This is a genomic window from Pseudomonas sp. NFX224 (genome assembly GCF_048565165.1).
Lineage (GTDB): Bacteria > Pseudomonadota > Gammaproteobacteria > Pseudomonadales > Pseudomonadaceae > Aquipseudomonas.
This window is the reverse complement of sequence record NZ_CP183416.1, coordinates 4,652,860-4,669,710: the sequence shown is the minus strand read 5'-3', so window position 1 is coordinate 4,669,710 and position 16,851 is coordinate 4,652,860. Positions and strand designations below refer to the sequence as shown.

At 60.7% G+C, this 16,851-nt stretch carries 19 protein-coding genes; all 19 read right to left on the bottom strand.

What is annotated here, in order from left to right; all coding sequences use genetic code 11:
* Nucleotides 1–10: 10 nt before the first annotated feature.
* Nucleotides 11–1,150 carry a flagellar biosynthesis protein FlhB gene (gene flhB / locus ACNYC6_RS21365; RefSeq protein ID WP_419709036.1) on the bottom strand — a complete coding sequence of 380 codons (1,140 nt, stop codon included), beginning with the start codon at nucleotides 1,148–1,150 and terminating at the stop codon, nucleotides 11–13.
* Between the two features lie 3 nt (nucleotides 1,151–1,153).
* Nucleotides 1,154–1,939, bottom strand: coding sequence for a flagellar biosynthetic protein FliR (gene fliR, locus ACNYC6_RS21360; protein ID WP_419709035.1), 786 nt, complete (start codon nucleotides 1,937–1,939; stop codon nucleotides 1,154–1,156).
* Nucleotides 1,940–1,942: 3 nt separating this feature from the next.
* Nucleotides 1,943–2,212 carry a flagellar biosynthesis protein FliQ gene (gene fliQ / locus ACNYC6_RS21355; protein ID WP_008058625.1) on the bottom strand — a complete coding sequence of 90 codons (270 nt, stop codon included), beginning with the start codon at nucleotides 2,210–2,212 and terminating at the stop codon, nucleotides 1,943–1,945.
* Nucleotides 2,209–2,967: a flagellar type III secretion system pore protein FliP gene (fliP, locus tag ACNYC6_RS21350; RefSeq protein WP_095195713.1), complete on the bottom strand. Its 759-nt coding sequence runs from the start codon at nucleotides 2,965–2,967 to the stop codon at nucleotides 2,209–2,211. The genes fliQ and fliP overlap by 4 nt, the downstream gene beginning before the upstream one ends.
* On the bottom strand, nucleotides 2,967–3,416 hold the full coding sequence (gene fliO, locus ACNYC6_RS21345) for a flagellar biosynthetic protein FliO (RefSeq protein WP_419709034.1): 450 nt from the start codon (nucleotides 3,414–3,416) through the stop codon (nucleotides 2,967–2,969). The genes fliP and fliO overlap by 1 nt, the downstream gene beginning before the upstream one ends.
* On the bottom strand, nucleotides 3,417–3,875 hold the full coding sequence (gene fliN, locus ACNYC6_RS21340) for a flagellar motor switch protein FliN (protein ID WP_419709033.1): 459 nt from the start codon (nucleotides 3,873–3,875) through the stop codon (nucleotides 3,417–3,419).
* 62 nt (nucleotides 3,876–3,937) lie between these two features.
* Complete coding sequence (gene fliM, locus ACNYC6_RS21335) at nucleotides 3,938–4,906, bottom strand: flagellar motor switch protein FliM (protein WP_419709032.1); 969 nt, start codon at nucleotides 4,904–4,906, stop codon at nucleotides 3,938–3,940.
* A gap of 9 nt (nucleotides 4,907–4,915) precedes the next feature.
* Entirely contained in the window at nucleotides 4,916–5,416 is a 501-nt protein-coding gene (gene fliL, locus ACNYC6_RS21330; protein ID WP_419709031.1) for a flagellar basal body-associated protein FliL, read from the bottom strand.
* Nucleotides 5,417–5,644: 228 nt separating this feature from the next.
* Entirely contained in the window at nucleotides 5,645–6,985 is a 1,341-nt protein-coding gene (locus tag ACNYC6_RS21325; protein ID WP_419709030.1) for a flagellar hook-length control protein FliK, read from the bottom strand.
* 101 nt (nucleotides 6,986–7,086) lie between these two features.
* Nucleotides 7,087–7,437, bottom strand: a complete 351-nt coding sequence (locus ACNYC6_RS21320) for an Hpt domain-containing protein (RefSeq protein ID WP_419709029.1) — start codon at nucleotides 7,435–7,437, stop codon at nucleotides 7,087–7,089.
* Nucleotides 7,438–7,467: 30 nt separating this feature from the next.
* Nucleotides 7,468–9,174: an ATP-binding SpoIIE family protein phosphatase gene (locus ACNYC6_RS21315; RefSeq protein WP_419709028.1), complete on the bottom strand. Its 1,707-nt coding sequence runs from the start codon at nucleotides 9,172–9,174 to the stop codon at nucleotides 7,468–7,470.
* A 5-nt stretch (nucleotides 9,175–9,179) separates the two neighbouring features.
* Complete coding sequence (locus ACNYC6_RS21310) at nucleotides 9,180–9,479, bottom strand: STAS domain-containing protein (protein ID WP_419709027.1); 300 nt, start codon at nucleotides 9,477–9,479, stop codon at nucleotides 9,180–9,182.
* 108 nt (nucleotides 9,480–9,587) lie between these two features.
* Nucleotides 9,588–10,037, bottom strand: a complete 450-nt coding sequence (gene fliJ, locus ACNYC6_RS21305; protein ID WP_419709026.1) for a flagellar export protein FliJ — start codon at nucleotides 10,035–10,037, stop codon at nucleotides 9,588–9,590.
* A gap of 6 nt (nucleotides 10,038–10,043) precedes the next feature.
* Entirely contained in the window at nucleotides 10,044–11,402 is a 1,359-nt protein-coding gene (fliI, locus tag ACNYC6_RS21300) for a flagellar protein export ATPase FliI (protein ID WP_419709025.1), read from the bottom strand.
* On the bottom strand, nucleotides 11,392–12,183 hold the full coding sequence (fliH, locus tag ACNYC6_RS21295; protein ID WP_419709024.1) for a flagellar assembly protein FliH: 792 nt from the start codon (nucleotides 12,181–12,183) through the stop codon (nucleotides 11,392–11,394). The genes fliI and fliH overlap by 11 nt, the downstream gene beginning before the upstream one ends.
* Before the next feature lie 4 nt (nucleotides 12,184–12,187).
* The gene (gene fliG / locus ACNYC6_RS21290; RefSeq protein ID WP_056853022.1) at nucleotides 12,188–13,207 is read right to left on the bottom strand and encodes a flagellar motor switch protein FliG; all 1,020 of its coding nucleotides are present in this window, start codon (nucleotides 13,205–13,207) and stop codon (nucleotides 12,188–12,190) included.
* Complete coding sequence (gene fliF, locus ACNYC6_RS21285) at nucleotides 13,200–14,987, bottom strand: flagellar basal-body MS-ring/collar protein FliF (protein ID WP_419709023.1); 1,788 nt, start codon at nucleotides 14,985–14,987, stop codon at nucleotides 13,200–13,202. The genes fliG and fliF overlap by 8 nt, the downstream gene beginning before the upstream one ends.
* A 15-nt stretch (nucleotides 14,988–15,002) precedes the next feature.
* Nucleotides 15,003–15,332: a flagellar hook-basal body complex protein FliE gene (gene fliE / locus ACNYC6_RS21280; RefSeq protein ID WP_419709022.1), complete on the bottom strand. Its 330-nt coding sequence runs from the start codon at nucleotides 15,330–15,332 to the stop codon at nucleotides 15,003–15,005.
* A 132-nt stretch (nucleotides 15,333–15,464) separates the two neighbouring features.
* Nucleotides 15,465–16,850, bottom strand: a complete 1,386-nt coding sequence (locus tag ACNYC6_RS21275) for a sigma-54-dependent transcriptional regulator (protein WP_419709021.1) — start codon at nucleotides 16,848–16,850, stop codon at nucleotides 15,465–15,467.
* Between the last annotated feature and the right edge of the window lies 1 nt (nucleotide 16,851).

Below are 16,851 nucleotides of genomic sequence, written 5' to 3'. Positions count from 1 at the left end.
GGTACAGAAATCAGGAGTCGCGGCGCAGATCCGGCGGAATCGGCAAATCATCCTTGAGCGGATCAGGCCGCTTGCCCTTGCCCGCCCGGTACTGGCGAATCTGATAGACATACGCCAGCACTTGGGCAACAGCCAGGTAAAGCCCACCCGGAATTTCCTGCTCAAGCTCCGTCGAGTAATAAATCGACCGCGCCAGCGCCGGCGATTCCAACAGCAAAATCTCGTTAGCCGCCGCAATTTCACGAATTTTCAGCGCCAGGAAGTCGCTGCCCTTGGCGATCAGCATTGGCGCGCCGCCCTTGTCCGGGTCGTACTTGAGGGCGACGGCGTAGTGGGTCGGGTTGGTGATGACCACGTCGGCGTCGGGAATCGCCGCCATCATCCGCCGCTGGGACATTTCTCGCTGGAGTTGGCGAATGCGTTGTTTGACTTCAGGTCGACCTTCCTGATCCTTGTGCTCGTCGCGCACTTCCTGCTTGGTCATCTTCAGTTTCTTGATGCTTTCCCAGAGCTGGATCGGCACGTCCACGGCGGCGATGATGATCAAGCCGCAGGCCATCCACAGCGTGCTCCAGCCGACCACTTGCAGACTGTGGATGATTGCCCGGTCCAGCGGTTCGTGGGCGATGCGCAGCAGGTCGTCGATGTCCGCCGATAACACCAACAGAGCCACGAAGAGCACGATGAAAAACTTCGCCAGCGCCTTGAGCAGTTCGGCAATGGCCTTGGCCGAGAACATGCGCTTGAGGCCGGCGCCGGGGTTCATACGGCTGAATTTAGGGGCCATGGTGCCGGCGGAGAACAGCCAGCCACCGAGGGAAATCGGACCGATCAATGCGGCCAGCAACAAAGTGATCATCACCGGTTGAATCGCCAGCAAGGCAATTTGCCCCGAGTGCAGCAGATAGGTGCCCATCGAGCGCTGGTCCAGCACCACTTCCCGCGACAGGGAAAAGTTAAGGCGCATCAGGTCCATCATTTCCTGGGCCAGCGCCCCGCCGAATATCAGCAACGCACCGGCACCGGCGAGCATGATCGCCAGGGTGTTGAGCTCCTTGGAGCGGGCGATTTCACCCTTCTCACGGGCGTCCTTTTTCTTTTTCTCCGTGGGGTCTTCTGTTTTGTCCTGACCGCTTTCGCTCTCAGCCATGACTCAGCGTGCCTGTGCCAGTTCGCGTAAAAACTGCAGGGCCTCGGTGGCCAGCGGTTGATACTGATTGAGAATGTCCGCCAGCCCGACCCAGACGATAAACAGTCCAAGCACCAGGGTCAGCGGGAAACCGATGGAGAAAATGTTCAGTTGCGGCGCCGCCCGGGTCATCACGCCAAAGGCGATGTTGACCACCAGCAGCGCGGTGATCGCCGGCAGCACCAGCAACAGTGCTGCGCCAAGCACCCAACCCAGTTTGCCGGCCACTTCCCAGTAGTGATTGACCATCAAGCCGCTACCGACCGGCAGCGTGGTAAAGCTTTCGGTGAGCACCTCGAACACCACCAGATGGCCGTTCATCGCCAGGAACATCAGCGTCACCAGCATGGTGAAAAACTGCCCGATCACCGCCACCGACACGCCGTTGGTGGGGTCGACCATCGAGGCGAAACCCATGCCCATCTGGATCGCGACAATCTGCCCCGCCACCACGAACGCCTGGAAGAACAACTGCAAGGAGAACCCGAGGATCGCGCCGACGAGAATCTGCTCGGCAATCAGCAGCAGTGCGCTCAAATCCAGCGCATTGACTGGCGGCATGGGCGGCAAATTGGGGGCGATGACCACGGTGATGGCGATCGCAAAGTAAAGCCGTATGCGCTTGGGTACCAGCGAAGTGCCGAACACTGGCATGACCATCAGCAAGGCGCCGACGCGAAACAGCGGCAACATGAACGTCGCCACCCAGGTGCTGATCTGGGTATCGGTCAGTTGCAGCAGCGACGACATGGCTTAACCGATGACCTGCGGAATGCTGCCGTACAACTGCAGGATGTATTCCATGAAGGTCTGCACCAGCCATGGCCCGGCCACGATCAGCGTCACCAGCATCACCAGCAGGCGCGGCAGGAAGCTCAAGGTTTGTTCGTTGATCTGGGTGGCAGCCTGGAACATCGCCACGATCAGGCCCACCAGCAGGCTCGGAATCACCAGCACGGCGACCATCAGCGTGGTCAGCCACAACGCTTCACGGAAGATGTCGACCGCAACTTCAGGCGTCATGGCGAGACACCGCCGAAGCTGCTGGCCAAAGTGCCGATGATCAGCGCCCAGCCATCGACCAGCACGAACAGCATGATTTTGAACGGCAGGGAAATGATCAGCGGCGACAACATCATCATACCCATGGCCATCAGCACGCTCGCCACGACGAGGTCGATGATCAGGAACGGAATGAAGATCATGAAGCCGATCTGGAACGCGGTTTTCAGCTCCGACGTCACGAAGGCCGGCACCAGGATGGTCAGCGGTGCCTGATCCGGCGAGGCGATGTCGGTGCGCTTGGACAGACGCATGAACAGCTCAAGATCGCTGGTGCGGGTCTGGGCCAGCATGAAATCCTTGATCGGCACCTGGGCCTTGGCCACGGCATCCTGAGCGGTCATTTTTTCCGCCAGGTACGGTTGCAGGGCGTCCTGGTTCACGCGATCGAACACCGGCGCCATGATGAACAGGGTCAGGAACAACGCCATGCCGGTGAGGATCTGGTTCGACGGCGTTTGCTGCAAGCCAAGGGCCTGACGCAGGATCGAGAAGACGATGATGATCCGGGTAAAACTGGTCATCAGCATGACGAACGCCGGGATGAAGCTCAGCGCGGTCATGATCAGCAGGATTTGCAGGCTGACCGAATATTCCTGAGCACCTTCGGCGTTGGTGCCCAGCGTGATCGCCGGGATCGACAACGGGTCGGCGGCGAACGCCAAAGGAGCCGCCAGCAACAGGGCCAGCGTCAAGACGATGCGCAGCGCGCCCATTACTTCTTATCCTTTTGATCTTTGCCCAGGATCTCCAGCAGGCGCTGGGCAAATTCCGGCGTGGTCTTTTCAGTCGCGCTCGGCACCTGCACCGGCTCCTTGAGCACATGCAACGCGGTGATGGTTCCGGGGCTCAGGCCAAGCAGAATCTGCTCGTTGCCGACTTGTACCAGCATCAGGCGATCACGCGGGCCGAGGGCTCGGGAACCGATCAGCTCGATGATCTGCCCCTTGCCCGCCGAGCCTGCCTGCTGCACCCGGCGCAACAGCCAGGCGAGGAAGAAGATCAACCCCAGCACCAGCAGTAGGCCGAACACCAGTTGCGTCAATTGCCCCGCCACACCGCTACTGGCTACAGGCGCAGCAACGGCGGTAGTGGCGGTCGCGACAGGCTCGGCCGCCAGCACGCTCAATGGCAACGCCAGAAGAACCCCGAGAAACCTTTTCACTCAGCGCAGCTTCTTGATGCGTTCGCTTGGGCTGATCACGTCGGTCAGGCGGATGCCGAACTTCTCGTTGACCACAACCACTTCGCCGTGGGCGATGAGCGTGCCGTTGACCAGCACGTCCAGCGGCTCACCGGCCAGGCGATCGAGTTCGATCACCGAACCCTGGTTGAGTTGCAGCAGGTTGCGGATGTTGATGTCGGTGCTGCCCACTTCCATGGAAATGGACACTGGAATGTCGAGGATCACGTCCAGGTTCGGCCCATCGAGCGTGACCGGATCGTTGTTTCTCGGCATGCTGCCAAATTCTTCCATCGGCAGGCGATTGGACGCGGAACCGCCAGAATCGGCTGCCAGCAAGGCGTCGATGTCGGCCTGCCCGGCATCGCCGGTTTCTTCCAGGGCCGCAGCCCACTCATCGGCCAGCGCCTGGTCGTCCTGCATGTTCATATCGTCAGCCATGATGTGTCCTCGGCGAGCAAAAATTCAGAATTCGGTTAACAGCGAATGGGTACGAGCGCCGGTCAACGGCGCTCGATCGGCTCGATCACCTGCAACGCAAGGTTGCCTTTGTGCGAGCCCATCTTGACCTTGAAGGCCGGCACGCCGTTGGCGCGCATGATCATGTCTTCCGGCATTTCCACCGGGATGATGTCCCCCGGCTGCATGTGCAGGATGTCGCGCAGTTTCAACTGGCGTCGGGCAACCGTGGCACCGATCGGCACGTCGACATCCAGCACGTCCTGACGCAGGGCGTTGACCCAGCGTTCGTCCTGGTCGTCGAGGTCCGACTGGAAGCCGGCGTCGAGCATTTCGCGCACCGGTTCGATCATCGAGTACGGCATGGTCACGTGCAGGTCGCCGCCACCGCCATCGAGTTCGATGTGGAAGGTCGAGACCACAATGGCTTCGCTCGGGCCGACGATGTTGGCCATCGCCGGGTTCACTTCCGAGTTGATGTACTCGAAGTTGACTTCCATGATCGCCTGCCAGGCTTCCTTCAAGTCGATGAAGGCCTGCTCCAGCACCATGCGCACCACGCGCAGTTCGGTCGGGGTGAATTCACGCCCTTCGATCTTGGCGTGACGGCCGTCGCCGCCGAAGAAGTTGTCCACCAGCTTGAACACCAGTTTGGCGTCGAGGATGAACAGCGCGGTGCCGCGCAGCGGTTTGATCTTGACCAGGTTGAGACTGGTCGGCACGTACAGCGAGTGCACGTATTCGCCAAACTTCATCACCTGTACGCCACCGACCGCCACGTCCGCCGAGCGGCGCAGCATGTTGAACATGCTGATGCGCGTGTAGCGGGCGAAACGTTCGTTGATCATTTCCAGGGTCGGCATGCGTCCACGGACGATGCGATCCTGGCTGGTCAGGTCGTAGCTTTTGACGGTGCCGGGTTCGGCAGCGATATCGGTCTGTACCAGACCATCGTCCACGCCATGCAACAGCGCATCGATCTCATCCTGGGACAGCAGGTCCTGCACGGCCATGTCGTGTTCCTACTGCAGTACGAAATTAGTGAAAAGCAATTGTTCGATGACCACTTTGCCGAGCTCCTTCTGCGCCACTTCCTGGACGCTGGCCGTGGCTTTCTGGCGCAGCATTTCCTGACCGACCGGCGACGCGAGCGTGGCGAAGTCCTGCCCGGAGAACAGCATGACCAGGTTGTTGCGGATCACCGGCATGTGCACCTTGAGCGCATCCAGATCAGCCTGATTGCGGCCAAGCATGGTGATGCTCACCTGCATGTAGCGCTGACGGCCGTTCTGGTTGTAGTTGGCGACAAACGCCGGCGCCATCGACTCGAAAATCGCCGGCTGCTTGCCCAGCGGTGCGGTTTCAACCACGGCCGCAGGCTTGCTCTGGGCGCCGTGCATGAAGTACCAGGTGGCCCCCACGGACAAACCAATCGCCAGCAGCAGAGCCACCACGACCACGATAATCAGCTTGAGTTTGCCTTTGGTTGCGGGATCTTTTACTGCTGCGTCGCTCTTCGCCATGCCAATAATCCGTCACTATTCGGGTTTTCACAGTCGCACGGATAGGCAAGAGCAAGTGTTATGCCAGAAGTGTTGGGAGGGGGATGGGTGGACGGGCAGTGATCGAAAGATCACAGCAAAACCCTTGTAGGAGTGAGCCTGCTCGCGATGGCCATGTAACTGTCGACATCTTTATCGACTTCTATGCCGCTATCGCGAGCAGGCTGCTCCTACAGGGTTTAGTGTCTATCAGGCGTAATAGTCGACCGCGCTGGAGCCGATCACGCTGGTAACCGGTGCGGCGACTTCGGCGACGCCCGGAGCGATTTCGCCATCCATTGCATCAAGACGACCGCCATTGGCCTGAGTACGTCCGTTTTGGGCCTGCTGATTCTGCCCCTGATCCTGCGAACCACGGTTCTGGTCGGACACGTTGACGTCGACCTGGCCCATGCCCTGCTGCGCGAACATGTCGCGCAGGCGATGGACCTGACCATCCAGCGCTTCACGCACGCCAGGGTGAGCGCTCATGAATGTCACCTGAGTCTGCTGGTCCGGAACCATGTTCACGCGAATGTCGAGGCGCCCCAGCTCAGCCGGTTGCAACTGGATGTCCGCCGCCTTGAGATTGGCGCTGGACAAGTACATGACCCGATTCACCACTTCTTCGGTCCAGCCACTCTGATGCATGGCGATCGGCTGGTTCACCGGCAACGCATTGGCGGTTTTCGGCGTAGCCGCTTGCGTGAGTGCCGCCAGTCGATTGGCGAAATCGTCGACCCGCGTATCGCTGCTGGCCGACTTCAGATCCTTCAGACCGTCATCGATCAGTCCACTGAAAGCCTTCTCGCCCCCCTGGCTGGTGCTGTCCTTGTCGGCCTGCACGTCAAGCATGCTGGCCATACCGGCGGCAAAGTTCTGCGCGGCGGTCTGTTCGCCATCGGCCTGGGCTTGGGCGGACGTCGGGGCAGCCTTGGGTTGTGACTGGCTGGACGCGGAAACGTGACCACTTTGCTCCATGGCCATGCGCAAGGCTGGCAATGCATCGAGCGGATCGGCTTCGGGATCGAAGGCGGTGTCTGTGGAGACAGCCGCCGGCAACGCGGCAACCGGGGCTTCAGCCGTTAACTGAACGGCATCCACAACCGGCGTTACCACCGGTGCAGGCGTCGCCGTTACGGGTTGCGCCGCGAGCAGCAAGGCAGGATCAAGCGTCAGATCAACAGGCACGGCATCGACGACCGGTGTTTGCTCGGTATCGGTAGCAGCGTCGCTGGCAGCATCGTCGGACTGTGTCGGTTTGTCGGCGGGCAAGGTTTTGCCGCTATCGGCAACCACCGGCTCTGCGGCGGCAGGCTTATCCTCGACGACGTCCTTCTTGCCGGCGCCGTCCGCCACCTTCTCACGTACCGGTTTGACCGAGCTATCTGCCGCAGCGACGGGCTTGTTCTGTCCTTGCTTGGCATACACCTGAGCGAAGCTGGAAGCCTTGTCCCCGGGCTCAGCGGTCAGCGCCGTGGAATTGGCGGCGTTGGCTTGCGCCTTGGCCGGCGCGACGGCCTGAAGAAGATTATTGGGGGTAACGGGCATTTAACGGTCTCCGCTGCACTGGGATCGTAGGTACAGTTGGAAGAGTTATCTGCAAGGGTCGCGCCAGTTTCGCCGGTTGACGACGAAAGGCGCGAGTCGACTCAGCTTGCCGCTGGTGAACGTTGTCGCTCGAATTCATAGAGAGGCCGCACGATAGCGAACTCACCCTCGATCTCGGCGATCAATTGCTCAATATCGGCAGCTGTAAGGGTTTTGGCATTGTGCTCAAACGTGCCACACAGCTCCGCGAGCCTGATGGCGCCCATATTGCTGCTGCTGCCTTTGAAGCTATGGGCTATCTCGGTCAATTGATCAGCCGAATTCGCCTGACGCAACAGGCGCAGGCGTTCTTCGCAATCCGCGAGGAAGGTATCGACCAATGTCGAAAACTCATCCTCCATGACTTCCCGTAACGCGCTCAGCGCGTCCGGGTCCAGATGTTTGTCAGCCACTTGCTCACTCCTTGATCAAGAATGCGCGGATTATGCCAGAGCCTCCCAGAAAAACTCCACGCGGGCAGTACGACCATCGTCGGACCAACTGGCATTACGCCCCAACTGACGGACCAGACTTACACCGCGCCCCGACAAACGGACAGGGTCCACGGGGCGCTTCAACACTCGGTCAACATCAAACCCCTTGCCGCTGTCCTCGACGCGAATCACCAGACACCCCCCCTCGTCCTGCGGCGTGACTTGCAGGTGCACCCGCACATAACCGTCCTGCAACTCATCAAGGCGCGCATTGCGCTGCTGATAATAACGACCAAACCCGGTGACATCGCGCTTGAGGCTTGAGTCCAGGCCCAGCACGCCATGCTCCAGGGCATTGGAATACAACTCGGCCAGCACACTGTAAAGCGCCCCGCCCTGAGCTCGCAGGCCGTGAACCTCAAGCAGTAGTTGCAGCAAGTACGGCAGCGGGTTGAAGCGCTTGAGCGTGGCGGCGCGAAACTCGAAACTTACCGACCAGTCCAGCGGGCAGGACTGGCCGCTGTCGGAATAGACCGGCGCGGGCGGACTCAGCTGAGTCGGCTCCAACAGGCTGACTTCGACCATGCTCACATCGTCGCGGGCCTCGCCACCAAAGTCCCGCAGCGCCTGCTGGATGTCCTCGAACAGCGCATCCGGCTGACGAGTGGCCGCAAACACCTGCTGCAAACGCTGCACGCCAAACAACTGATCATTGGCATCGCAGGTATCGATCACCCCGTCGGACAACAGGAAAACCCGATCCCCCAGCGCCATTGGAAACACTTCGGTGCGGTCATCGAATGTTTGCGGGCTCAACACGCCAAGCGGCAAGTGCCGGGCGATCAGCGGCGTGCGTTCACCGCTGGCGATGCTGTGCAGATACCCGTCCGGCATGCCGCCGTTCCAGACTTCCACTGAGCGCCGCTGAAAACTCAGGCACAGCAGCGTCGCACAACAGAACATGTCCACCGGCAGGATGCGCTTGAGCTTGGCATTCATCTCGCGCAGGGTTTCCGCCAGACCGTAGCCCTTGGCAGTCATGCCGTAGAAGACTTCGGCCAACGGCATCGCGCCGACTGCGGCCGGCAAACCATGGCCGGTGAAATCGCCCAGCAACACATGCATGTCGCCCGCCGGGGTGAACGCGGCCAACAGCAAATCACCGTTGAACAGTGCGTAAGGCGATTGCAGGTAGCGGATATTGGGCGCGTTCAGGCAACCTGAATGGGCCACTTTGTCGAATACAGCCTTGGCCACCCGCTGCTCATTGAGCAAATAGTCGTGGTGCCGGGCGATCTGATCACGTTGCTTCAACACGGTCGCCTGCAACCGCCGCAAACGGTCCATCGCCTTGATCTTGGCGGCAAGGATCACTTGGTTGTACGGCTTCGCCAGAAAATCGTCACCCCCGACCTCCAGACAGCGAGCCAAGGCTTCGCTCTCGGATAGCGAAGTGAGGAAGATGATCGGCACCAGGTGCTCGCCGGCCAGGGCCTTTATCTGTTGTGCGGCCTCGAAACCGTCCATCACCGGCATCATCGCGTCCATCAACACCAGTTGCGGACGTAGCAGGCGAAACGCCTCGACCGCTTCAGCACCGTTGGCGGCGGTCAGCACCTGATGGCCCTGACGCCGGACGATACTCGACAACAGCATGCGGTCGGCCGCGCTGTCTTCGGCGATCAGGATCGTCAGCGATTCGAGCGCAGGCTGCACGGCGATCAACTGATGTCGAACAGTTTGTCGAAATTGGAGATGGCGAGGATCTTCTTCACGTCGGAACTGCTGTTGACCACGCGAATATCGGATTTTTCGCCACCGGCGTGGTCACGCAACAGTAGGAGCATGCCCAGCGCGGAGCTGTCGAGGTAGGTTGCTTCCTTCAGGTCGACAACGACCTCAGCCAGATCCCGGCTTTCGTAGGATTCACGAAATTCCTGATGCTTGGCGAAATCGAAGCGCCCTTTGATCGATATCGTCAGTTTTTGTCCATCCGGCGAGACTTCTGTAACGACTGACATGTCATGGCTTCCTTGTCTTGTCATTGGTAAACCTGCTTGTACAAGGTTTAGCATTTGGTAGAGGTTGGGGCAAGGCAGGTAGTCAGGATCAAAAGATTGCAGCCTTCCTCAATACTGATCCTGACGCGGCAAGCGCTGGGACAACTCATCCAGCAGCTTTTGCTCGCGTTTGTCTTCGATTGCCCGCGCCTCATCGGCGTAGCGCTGAACCAGTTTGCGCAAGCCTTCGACCCGGGCGAACGCCTGTTGCCAGGTGTCCCGCGCCTTGTTCAGGTTGTTCTGGTGCCAGGCCAGGCTTTGTCGCTGCTGATCGATGGCCGTGCCCAGTTGTGCCAGGAAACCCTGATAGCCGAGCAACCACTGGCCCGACACGCCGCTGCTGCCGCGCACGATCCACTGTTCTTGATAATCGAGGCGAAAGGCTTCGAGGTCGGCGAGTTTGCTTTCGGCCAAACGTACCTGTCCCTGGAAATGCCCCAGACGCTGGACTGCGGTTTTCTCGGCCTTCTCGGCTATTTCCACCACGGGTGCCAGCCGCCCTGCCCGAGTCTGTGCCATGACCGGTTAGCCGCCCGCCGCAGGCGCGAAGATCGAGGCGAGATACGCTTCGCTTTCGCCCAGGCTGATGCTGTCATTGAGGCCCTGACGCAGGTATTTGACCAGTTGCGGTTGCAGGGAAATCGCCAGGTCGGTCTCACGATCACCACCGGCGACGTAGGCGCCGACGCTGATCAGGTCGCGACTCTGTTGATAACGTGACCATAACTGCTTGAAGTACTGCGCGCGCGTCATGTGTTCCGGCGACACCACCGCCGGCATCACCCGGCTGATGGACGCCTCGATGTCGATGGCCGGGTAGTGACCTTCTTCGGCCAGACGCCGCGACAGCACGATATGCCCGTCGAGCACGCCTCGCGCCGAGTCGGCAATCGGGTCCTGCTGGTCATCGCCTTCGGACAACACGGTATAGAACGCGGTGATCGAACCGCCCCCCTTCTCCGCATTACCCGCCCGCTCCACCAGTTTCGGCAACTTGGCGAACACCGACGGCGGATAGCCCTTGGTTGCCGGCGGCTCCCCGATGGCCAGGGCGATTTCCCGCTGGGCCTGGGCGAAACGCGTCAGCGAATCCATCAGCAACAGGACGTTCTTGCCCTTGTCGCGGAAATATTCGGCAATTCGTGTGCAGTACATGGCGGCGCGCAGACGCATCAGCGGCGCATCGTCCGCCGGGGACGCCACCACCACGGAGCGCTTGAGCCCTTCTTCACCGAGGATGTGCTCGATGAACTCTTTAACTTCACGACCCCGCTCACCGATCAGCCCGACGACGATGATGTCGGCCTCGGTAAAGCGGGTCATCATGCCCAGCAGCACGGATTTACCGACACCGGTACCGGCGAACAGGCCGAGACGCTGACCACGACCCACCGTCAACATGCCGTTGATGCAGCGGATGCCCACGTCCAGCGGCTCGCTGATCGGTTCGCGTTTGAGCGGGTTGATGGTCGGGCCGTCCATCGGCACCCAGTCTTCGGCCTTCATCCCGCCCTTGCCGTCCAGCGCACGACCGGCGCCGTCCAGCACGCGCCCGAGCATGCTCATACCCATCGGCAAGCGACCGGTATCGGAAAGAGGAACGACGCGGGCGCCGGGGGCGATACCGGCCACGCTGCCCACCGGCATCAGGAAAACCTTGCTGCCGGAGAACCCCATGACTTCGGCTTCGACCTGCACCGGGTGATAGCTGTCGTCGTTGATGACCATGCAGCGGCTGCCCATGGCGGCGCGCAAGCCTTCGGCTTCGAGGGTCAGGCCGACCATGCGCAGCAGACGACCTTCAAGGATCGGCGCACCGGCCAGTTCCGTGGCCTCGGCATAGCTACCCAGGCGCTTGGCGAAACTGGTGCGATCAAGGCGCATCGGGAAGGTCCGGATCGGCAACGAGCTTGCTTTCGACTGGCAGTTCCAGACTTACGTCCGGCGCGGCCGGGTGCAAGGCCTGTTCGTGGAGCTGATCGAACAGTTTGTCCATGACCTGTTTGACGCGGGTTTCCACCGTGGCATCGATGCGACTGTGCTCGGTCTCGACCCGGCAACCGCCGGGCAATAACGACTCGTCTTCGACGATGCGCCAGGTTTCTTCATGGCGTTCGCGCAGGGCTTTGACCTGCTCGAAATCCTGCGGATGGATGTACAGCCGCACATTGCCCACGCCCAGCGGCAGCAGCTTGAGGGCGTCGCGCATGACGTGTTCGATCTGCGTCGAGTCGATGGCCAGTTCGCGCTGAATCACCTGTTTGGTGATGTGCTGCACGAGGTCGACCAGCGACTTTTCAATCTGGGTGTCTTGTTCGGCGATAGGCTCGAACAGGTGCGCCATCAGCTGTTCCAACCCGGCGATCTTAGGCGCCAGTGCCTGTTCGGCTTCCTGGCGGACCCTGAGTGAGGTGCTGTGGAAACCCTCTTTTTCACCCACCGCGAAGCCTTCGTTATAGGCTTCCTGGCGGATGCTTTCGAGTTCTTCGAGGGTCAGTGGCTGGACTTCCTCCAGCGGCACTTCTTCCATTTCCGGCGGTTCGGGTTCCGGCTCCGGTTCAGGCTCGGGTGCCGGCGGGTCGAAACTGGGCAGCGCCCAGGTATCGAAACCACTGACATCCCTGGCCCGGATCAGGTCAGTGGGTGAATCATCATGTTTGGCCATGGTGTTAGATCATTTCCTCGCCGCCCTTGCCACCGAGAACGATTTCCCCGGCCTCGGCCATACGGCGGGCGATAGTGAGGATTTCTTTCTGCGCGGTTTCCACGTCGCTGACGCGCACCGGGCCTTTGGCTTCCAGGTCGTCGCGCAACAGTTCCGCCGCACGCTTGGACATGTTCTTGAAGATCTTCTCCTTGACGCCTTCGTCCGAACCCTTAAGGGCCAGCACCAACACGTCGGAGGACACTTCGCGCAACAGTGCCTGGATACCGCGGTCGTCGACATCGGCCAGGTTGTTGAACACGAACATGAGGTCTTCGATCTGACCGGACAGGTCTTCGTCGACTTCGCGGATCGAGTCCATGAGCTGGCCTTCGATCGAGCTGTCGAGGAAGTTCATGATGTCCGCCGCACGCTTGATGCCACCCAGCGTGGTACGCGAGGCGTTCGAGTTGCCGGAGAACTGTTTCTCGAGGATCTGGTTGAGTTCTTTCAGGGCCGCAGGCTGCACGGTGTTCAGCGACGAGACGCGCAGGATGATGTCCAGTCGCACCTTGTGGTCGAAGTTGCCGAGCACTTCACCGGCCTGGTCCGGGTCGAGATACGCCACCACGATCGCCTGGATCTGCGGGTGCTCGTAACGGATCACATCGGCGACGGCACGCGGCTCCATCCACTTCAGGCTGTCGAGGCCACTGGTGTTGCCACCCAGCAGGATGCGGTCGATCAGGCCGTTGGCCTTGTCTTCGCCCAGTGCCTGGGTGAGCATTTTGCGTACATAGTCGTCGGAGCCGACGCCCAGGCTGGTCTGGTCGCCGACGATGTCGACGAACTCGCTCATCACCTGTTCGACCTGCTCGCGGTGCACGTTACCCATCTGCGCCATGGCCACGCCCACACGCTGGACCTCTTTGGGCCCCATGTGGCGCAACACCTGGGCGGCATCGGTAGAGCCAAGGGACAGCAGCAGGATCGCGGCTTTGTCGACCTTGGTCAGCTTGGCGGCAACGGCTCGGTTATCACTCATCTGCGTTAATCCACTCTTTCACGACCTGGGCCACACGACCCGGGTCTTCTGCCACCAGACTCTTGATTGCGTTCAACTGCGCGTCATAGCCTTCGCTCGGGCTCGGCAGCAGGATGCTTTGCGGGCCGCCGAGGCTGACGCGGTCGTTGGCCAGTTCGCCGTCCAGGCCGCCCATACCACCCAACTCGACGTCGCTGCCGATGCCGGCCAGTTGTTTGTCCTTGCCGCCACCGGTGATGTTGTTGAGCACCGGACGCAGCACACCGAAGACCAGCACCAGGATGAACAGGACACCCATCACTTGTTTGACGATGTCCCAGAACCACGGCTGGGAGTAGAACGGAATATCGGCAATCACTTCGCCGCGATCAGCGGAGAACGGCATGTTGATCACGCTGACGCTGTCGCCACGGCTGGCGTCGAAACCGACCGCGTCCTGCACAAGGCGAGTGAAGCGCGCCAATTCATCGGCGGTCCACGGGGCACGGGTGGTTTCACCGTTGGCCGGATTGATCTTGACCTGATCGTCCACCACCACCGACACCGACAGGCGATTCAAACGGCCTTGTTGCTGTTTGGTGTGGCTGATGGAGCGGTCGAGTTCGAAGTTCTTCGTAGACTGTTGACGCTTGTCTGCCGGATACGGCGCGAGCATTGGCTGGCCCGTGGCCGGATCCATGATTTGCTGGCCGTTGGCATCGATCAGTGGCTGGCCTGGTTGCACCATGCCGGCAGCGGGAGCTGCGCCCGCAGTCGTTTGCGGCGAGGAAGCCGGCGATGGAGGCTGGTTGCTCAAGGCACCCGGCACACCTTGCGGACCATTGCTGGCGGTGCGTTGTTCGTTGACCGACTGCTCGCTGCGCAACGCCGGTTGATCCGGGTTGAACTGCTCGGAAGTGGACTCGACGGCGCTGAAGTCGACATCGGCCGAGACTTCCGCTTTATAGCGATCGTTGCCCAGCACCGGTTGCAGGATGTTGTGCACACGCTGGGTGAGCATGCTTTCCATGCGACGGCTGTAATCGAATTGCTTGCCGGCCATGGTCAGTTCGGAGTTTTCCGCCTGATCGGATAGCAGGTTGCCCTTCTGGTCGACCACGGTGATTTGCGACTTGCTCAGTTCAGGAACGCTGGTTGCCACCAAATTGACGATGGCCACCACCTGACCCGGCTCCAGCGAACGACCGGAATACAGCTCAACCAGTACCGAAGCACTCGGCTTGCGCTCGTCGCGCACGAACACCGAACTCTTCGGAATCGCCAGGTGCACGCGGGCACCCTTGACGTTGTTCAGGCTGGAAATCGTGCGGGCCAGTTCACCTTCGAGACCACGACGATAACGCGTAGCTTCCATGAACTGGCTGGTACCCAGGCCTTGTTCTTTATCGAGGATTTCAAAACCGATGTTGCCATCGCTGGGAGTGACACCAGCGCCCGCGAGTTTCAGCCGCGCACGGGACAGGTCTTCGGCCTTGACCAGCAAGGCACCGGAATTCGGTTCGACGGTATAAGGAATATCGGCGGCGGCCAAGGTGTCCATCACCTGCTTGGCGTCCATACCGGCAAGGCTGCCGTACAGCGGACGGTAGTCCGGCTGCTGGGACCACAACACCACGGCAAAGCCAATCGCCACGCTCGCGGCCAGGCCGACCAACAGGCCCACCTGACGCAACATGGTCATCTCGGAGAGGTTTTCCAGGAAAGACAGACCGAACAGCGGCGGCTTGCCGTCTATCGGTGTGGCCTTGGCCGGAACATTATCGGCGACTGCTTCTGCCATGACTCAATCTCGTCCTTAAACCGGCATCTGCATGATGTCTTGGTAAGCCTGAACCAGCTTGTTACGCACCTGGGTCAATGCCTGGAAAGACACGCTGGCCTTCTGCGAGGAAATCATCACGTCCGTCAGGTCGACGCCGCTCTTGCCGATCTCGAAGGCACTGGCCAACTGACTGGAAGCCTGCTGGGTGTCGTTCACTTTATTGACGGCCTGACCGAGCATGTCGGAAAAGCTGCTGCCATTCAGTTCAGGGACGGCGGCAGACGATTTCGGCGCAGACATCGCGTCCATTTGCATGGCGCGCATATCCAGCATCAACCGATTGAATTCAATACCTTGGCTCATGATTTCTCTCTTTGGCGACCCGCAATTTTTTGACACTCACTCGGCGGGTACTGAGGTGTTAGCAACAAGGGTGCCAGCTTTCGAGACTCTATTCCTGCAGGAGCGAGCAAGCTCGCTCCTGCAGGAATAGAGTCAGGTAGCAAATAAATACGCTTCTACGTCCATCCCGGCGTCACGCATCTGCGCCAGCTTGTAGCGCAATGTGCGCGGGCTGATACCCAGGCGCTCGGCGGCCTCTTTGCGACGGCCACGCTCGGTGCGCAGGGTGTCGATGATCATCTGGAACTCGCGACGACGCAGGTCATCGCCCAGTGCACCGGCAGACTCGGCATCGACTTCCAGTGGACGCACCGGCGCCGGCGCCAATGACGGCAATGGCGCGCAGGCGACCGGTCCGGCCAGACAGAAGTCCTGCGGCTGAATCAGGCCGCCCTGTTGCAGGATCAACGCGCGCTGAATCGCGTTATCCAGCTCACGCACGTTACCCGGCCACGGATAACCGATCAGGCACGCTTGCGCGTCGGGCGACAGTCGCGCCGCGGCATGCTTCATTTTATTGACGTGTTTGGCCAGCAGCCGCTCGGCCAGCGGCAGGATATCGGCGGTGCGCTCGCGCAACGGACGCCACGCCAGCGGAAACACCGACAGACGATAGTAAAGGTCTTCACGGAAACGCCCCGCCGCCACTTCCCCGGCCAGGTCACGGTTGGTGGTAGCGACCACGCGAATGTCCAGGGTAATCGGCTTGCGAGCGCCGACGCGCTCGACTTCGCGCTCTTGCAGCACACGCAGCAGTTTGGCTTGCAGGCCGAGGGGCATTTCGGAAATTTCGTCGAGCAGGATGGTCCCGCTATCGGCTTGCTCGAACTTGCCGGCCTGCGCGGCAATGGCGCCGGTGAACGAGCCTTTTTCGTGGCCGAACAGTGTGGCTTCGAGCATGTTGTCGGGGATCGCCGCGCAGTTGATCGCAATGAACGGCTGACCGGCGCGATGGGAGTGTTGATGGATGTAGCGCGCCAGCACTTCCTTGCCCGTCCCGGACTCCCCGGAGATCAATACCGTGGAATCACTGCGGGCCACCCGCGCAGCCAATTCCAGCAGCTGTGCACTGGCCGGCTCCAAAGCCACCGGCCCTTCGCTGTCGGCAGTGCCGAGACTGCCCAGCGCATGCCGAGCGACCAGATCAAGCAAAGCCTTGGGCTCGAACGGCTTGACCAGATAATCCGCCGCGCCCTGACGCATTGCATCCACTGCGCGCTCCACGGCACCGTGCGCGGTCATCAGCAACACCGGCAGTTGCGGCTGGCGTGCCCGCAGCAAACCCAGCAGTTGATGACCATCCATGCCCGGCATGTTGACGTCGCTGAGCACCAGATTGAACGCCTCAGCCTCGACCGCGGCCAAGGCTTCTTCCGCCGAACCAACGGCTTTGTATTCGTGGCCGGCGAGCAACAGCGTATCGGCCAGTGCTTCGCGTAAAGCGCGGTCATCCTCGACCAGTAGAACCTTGATACCCATG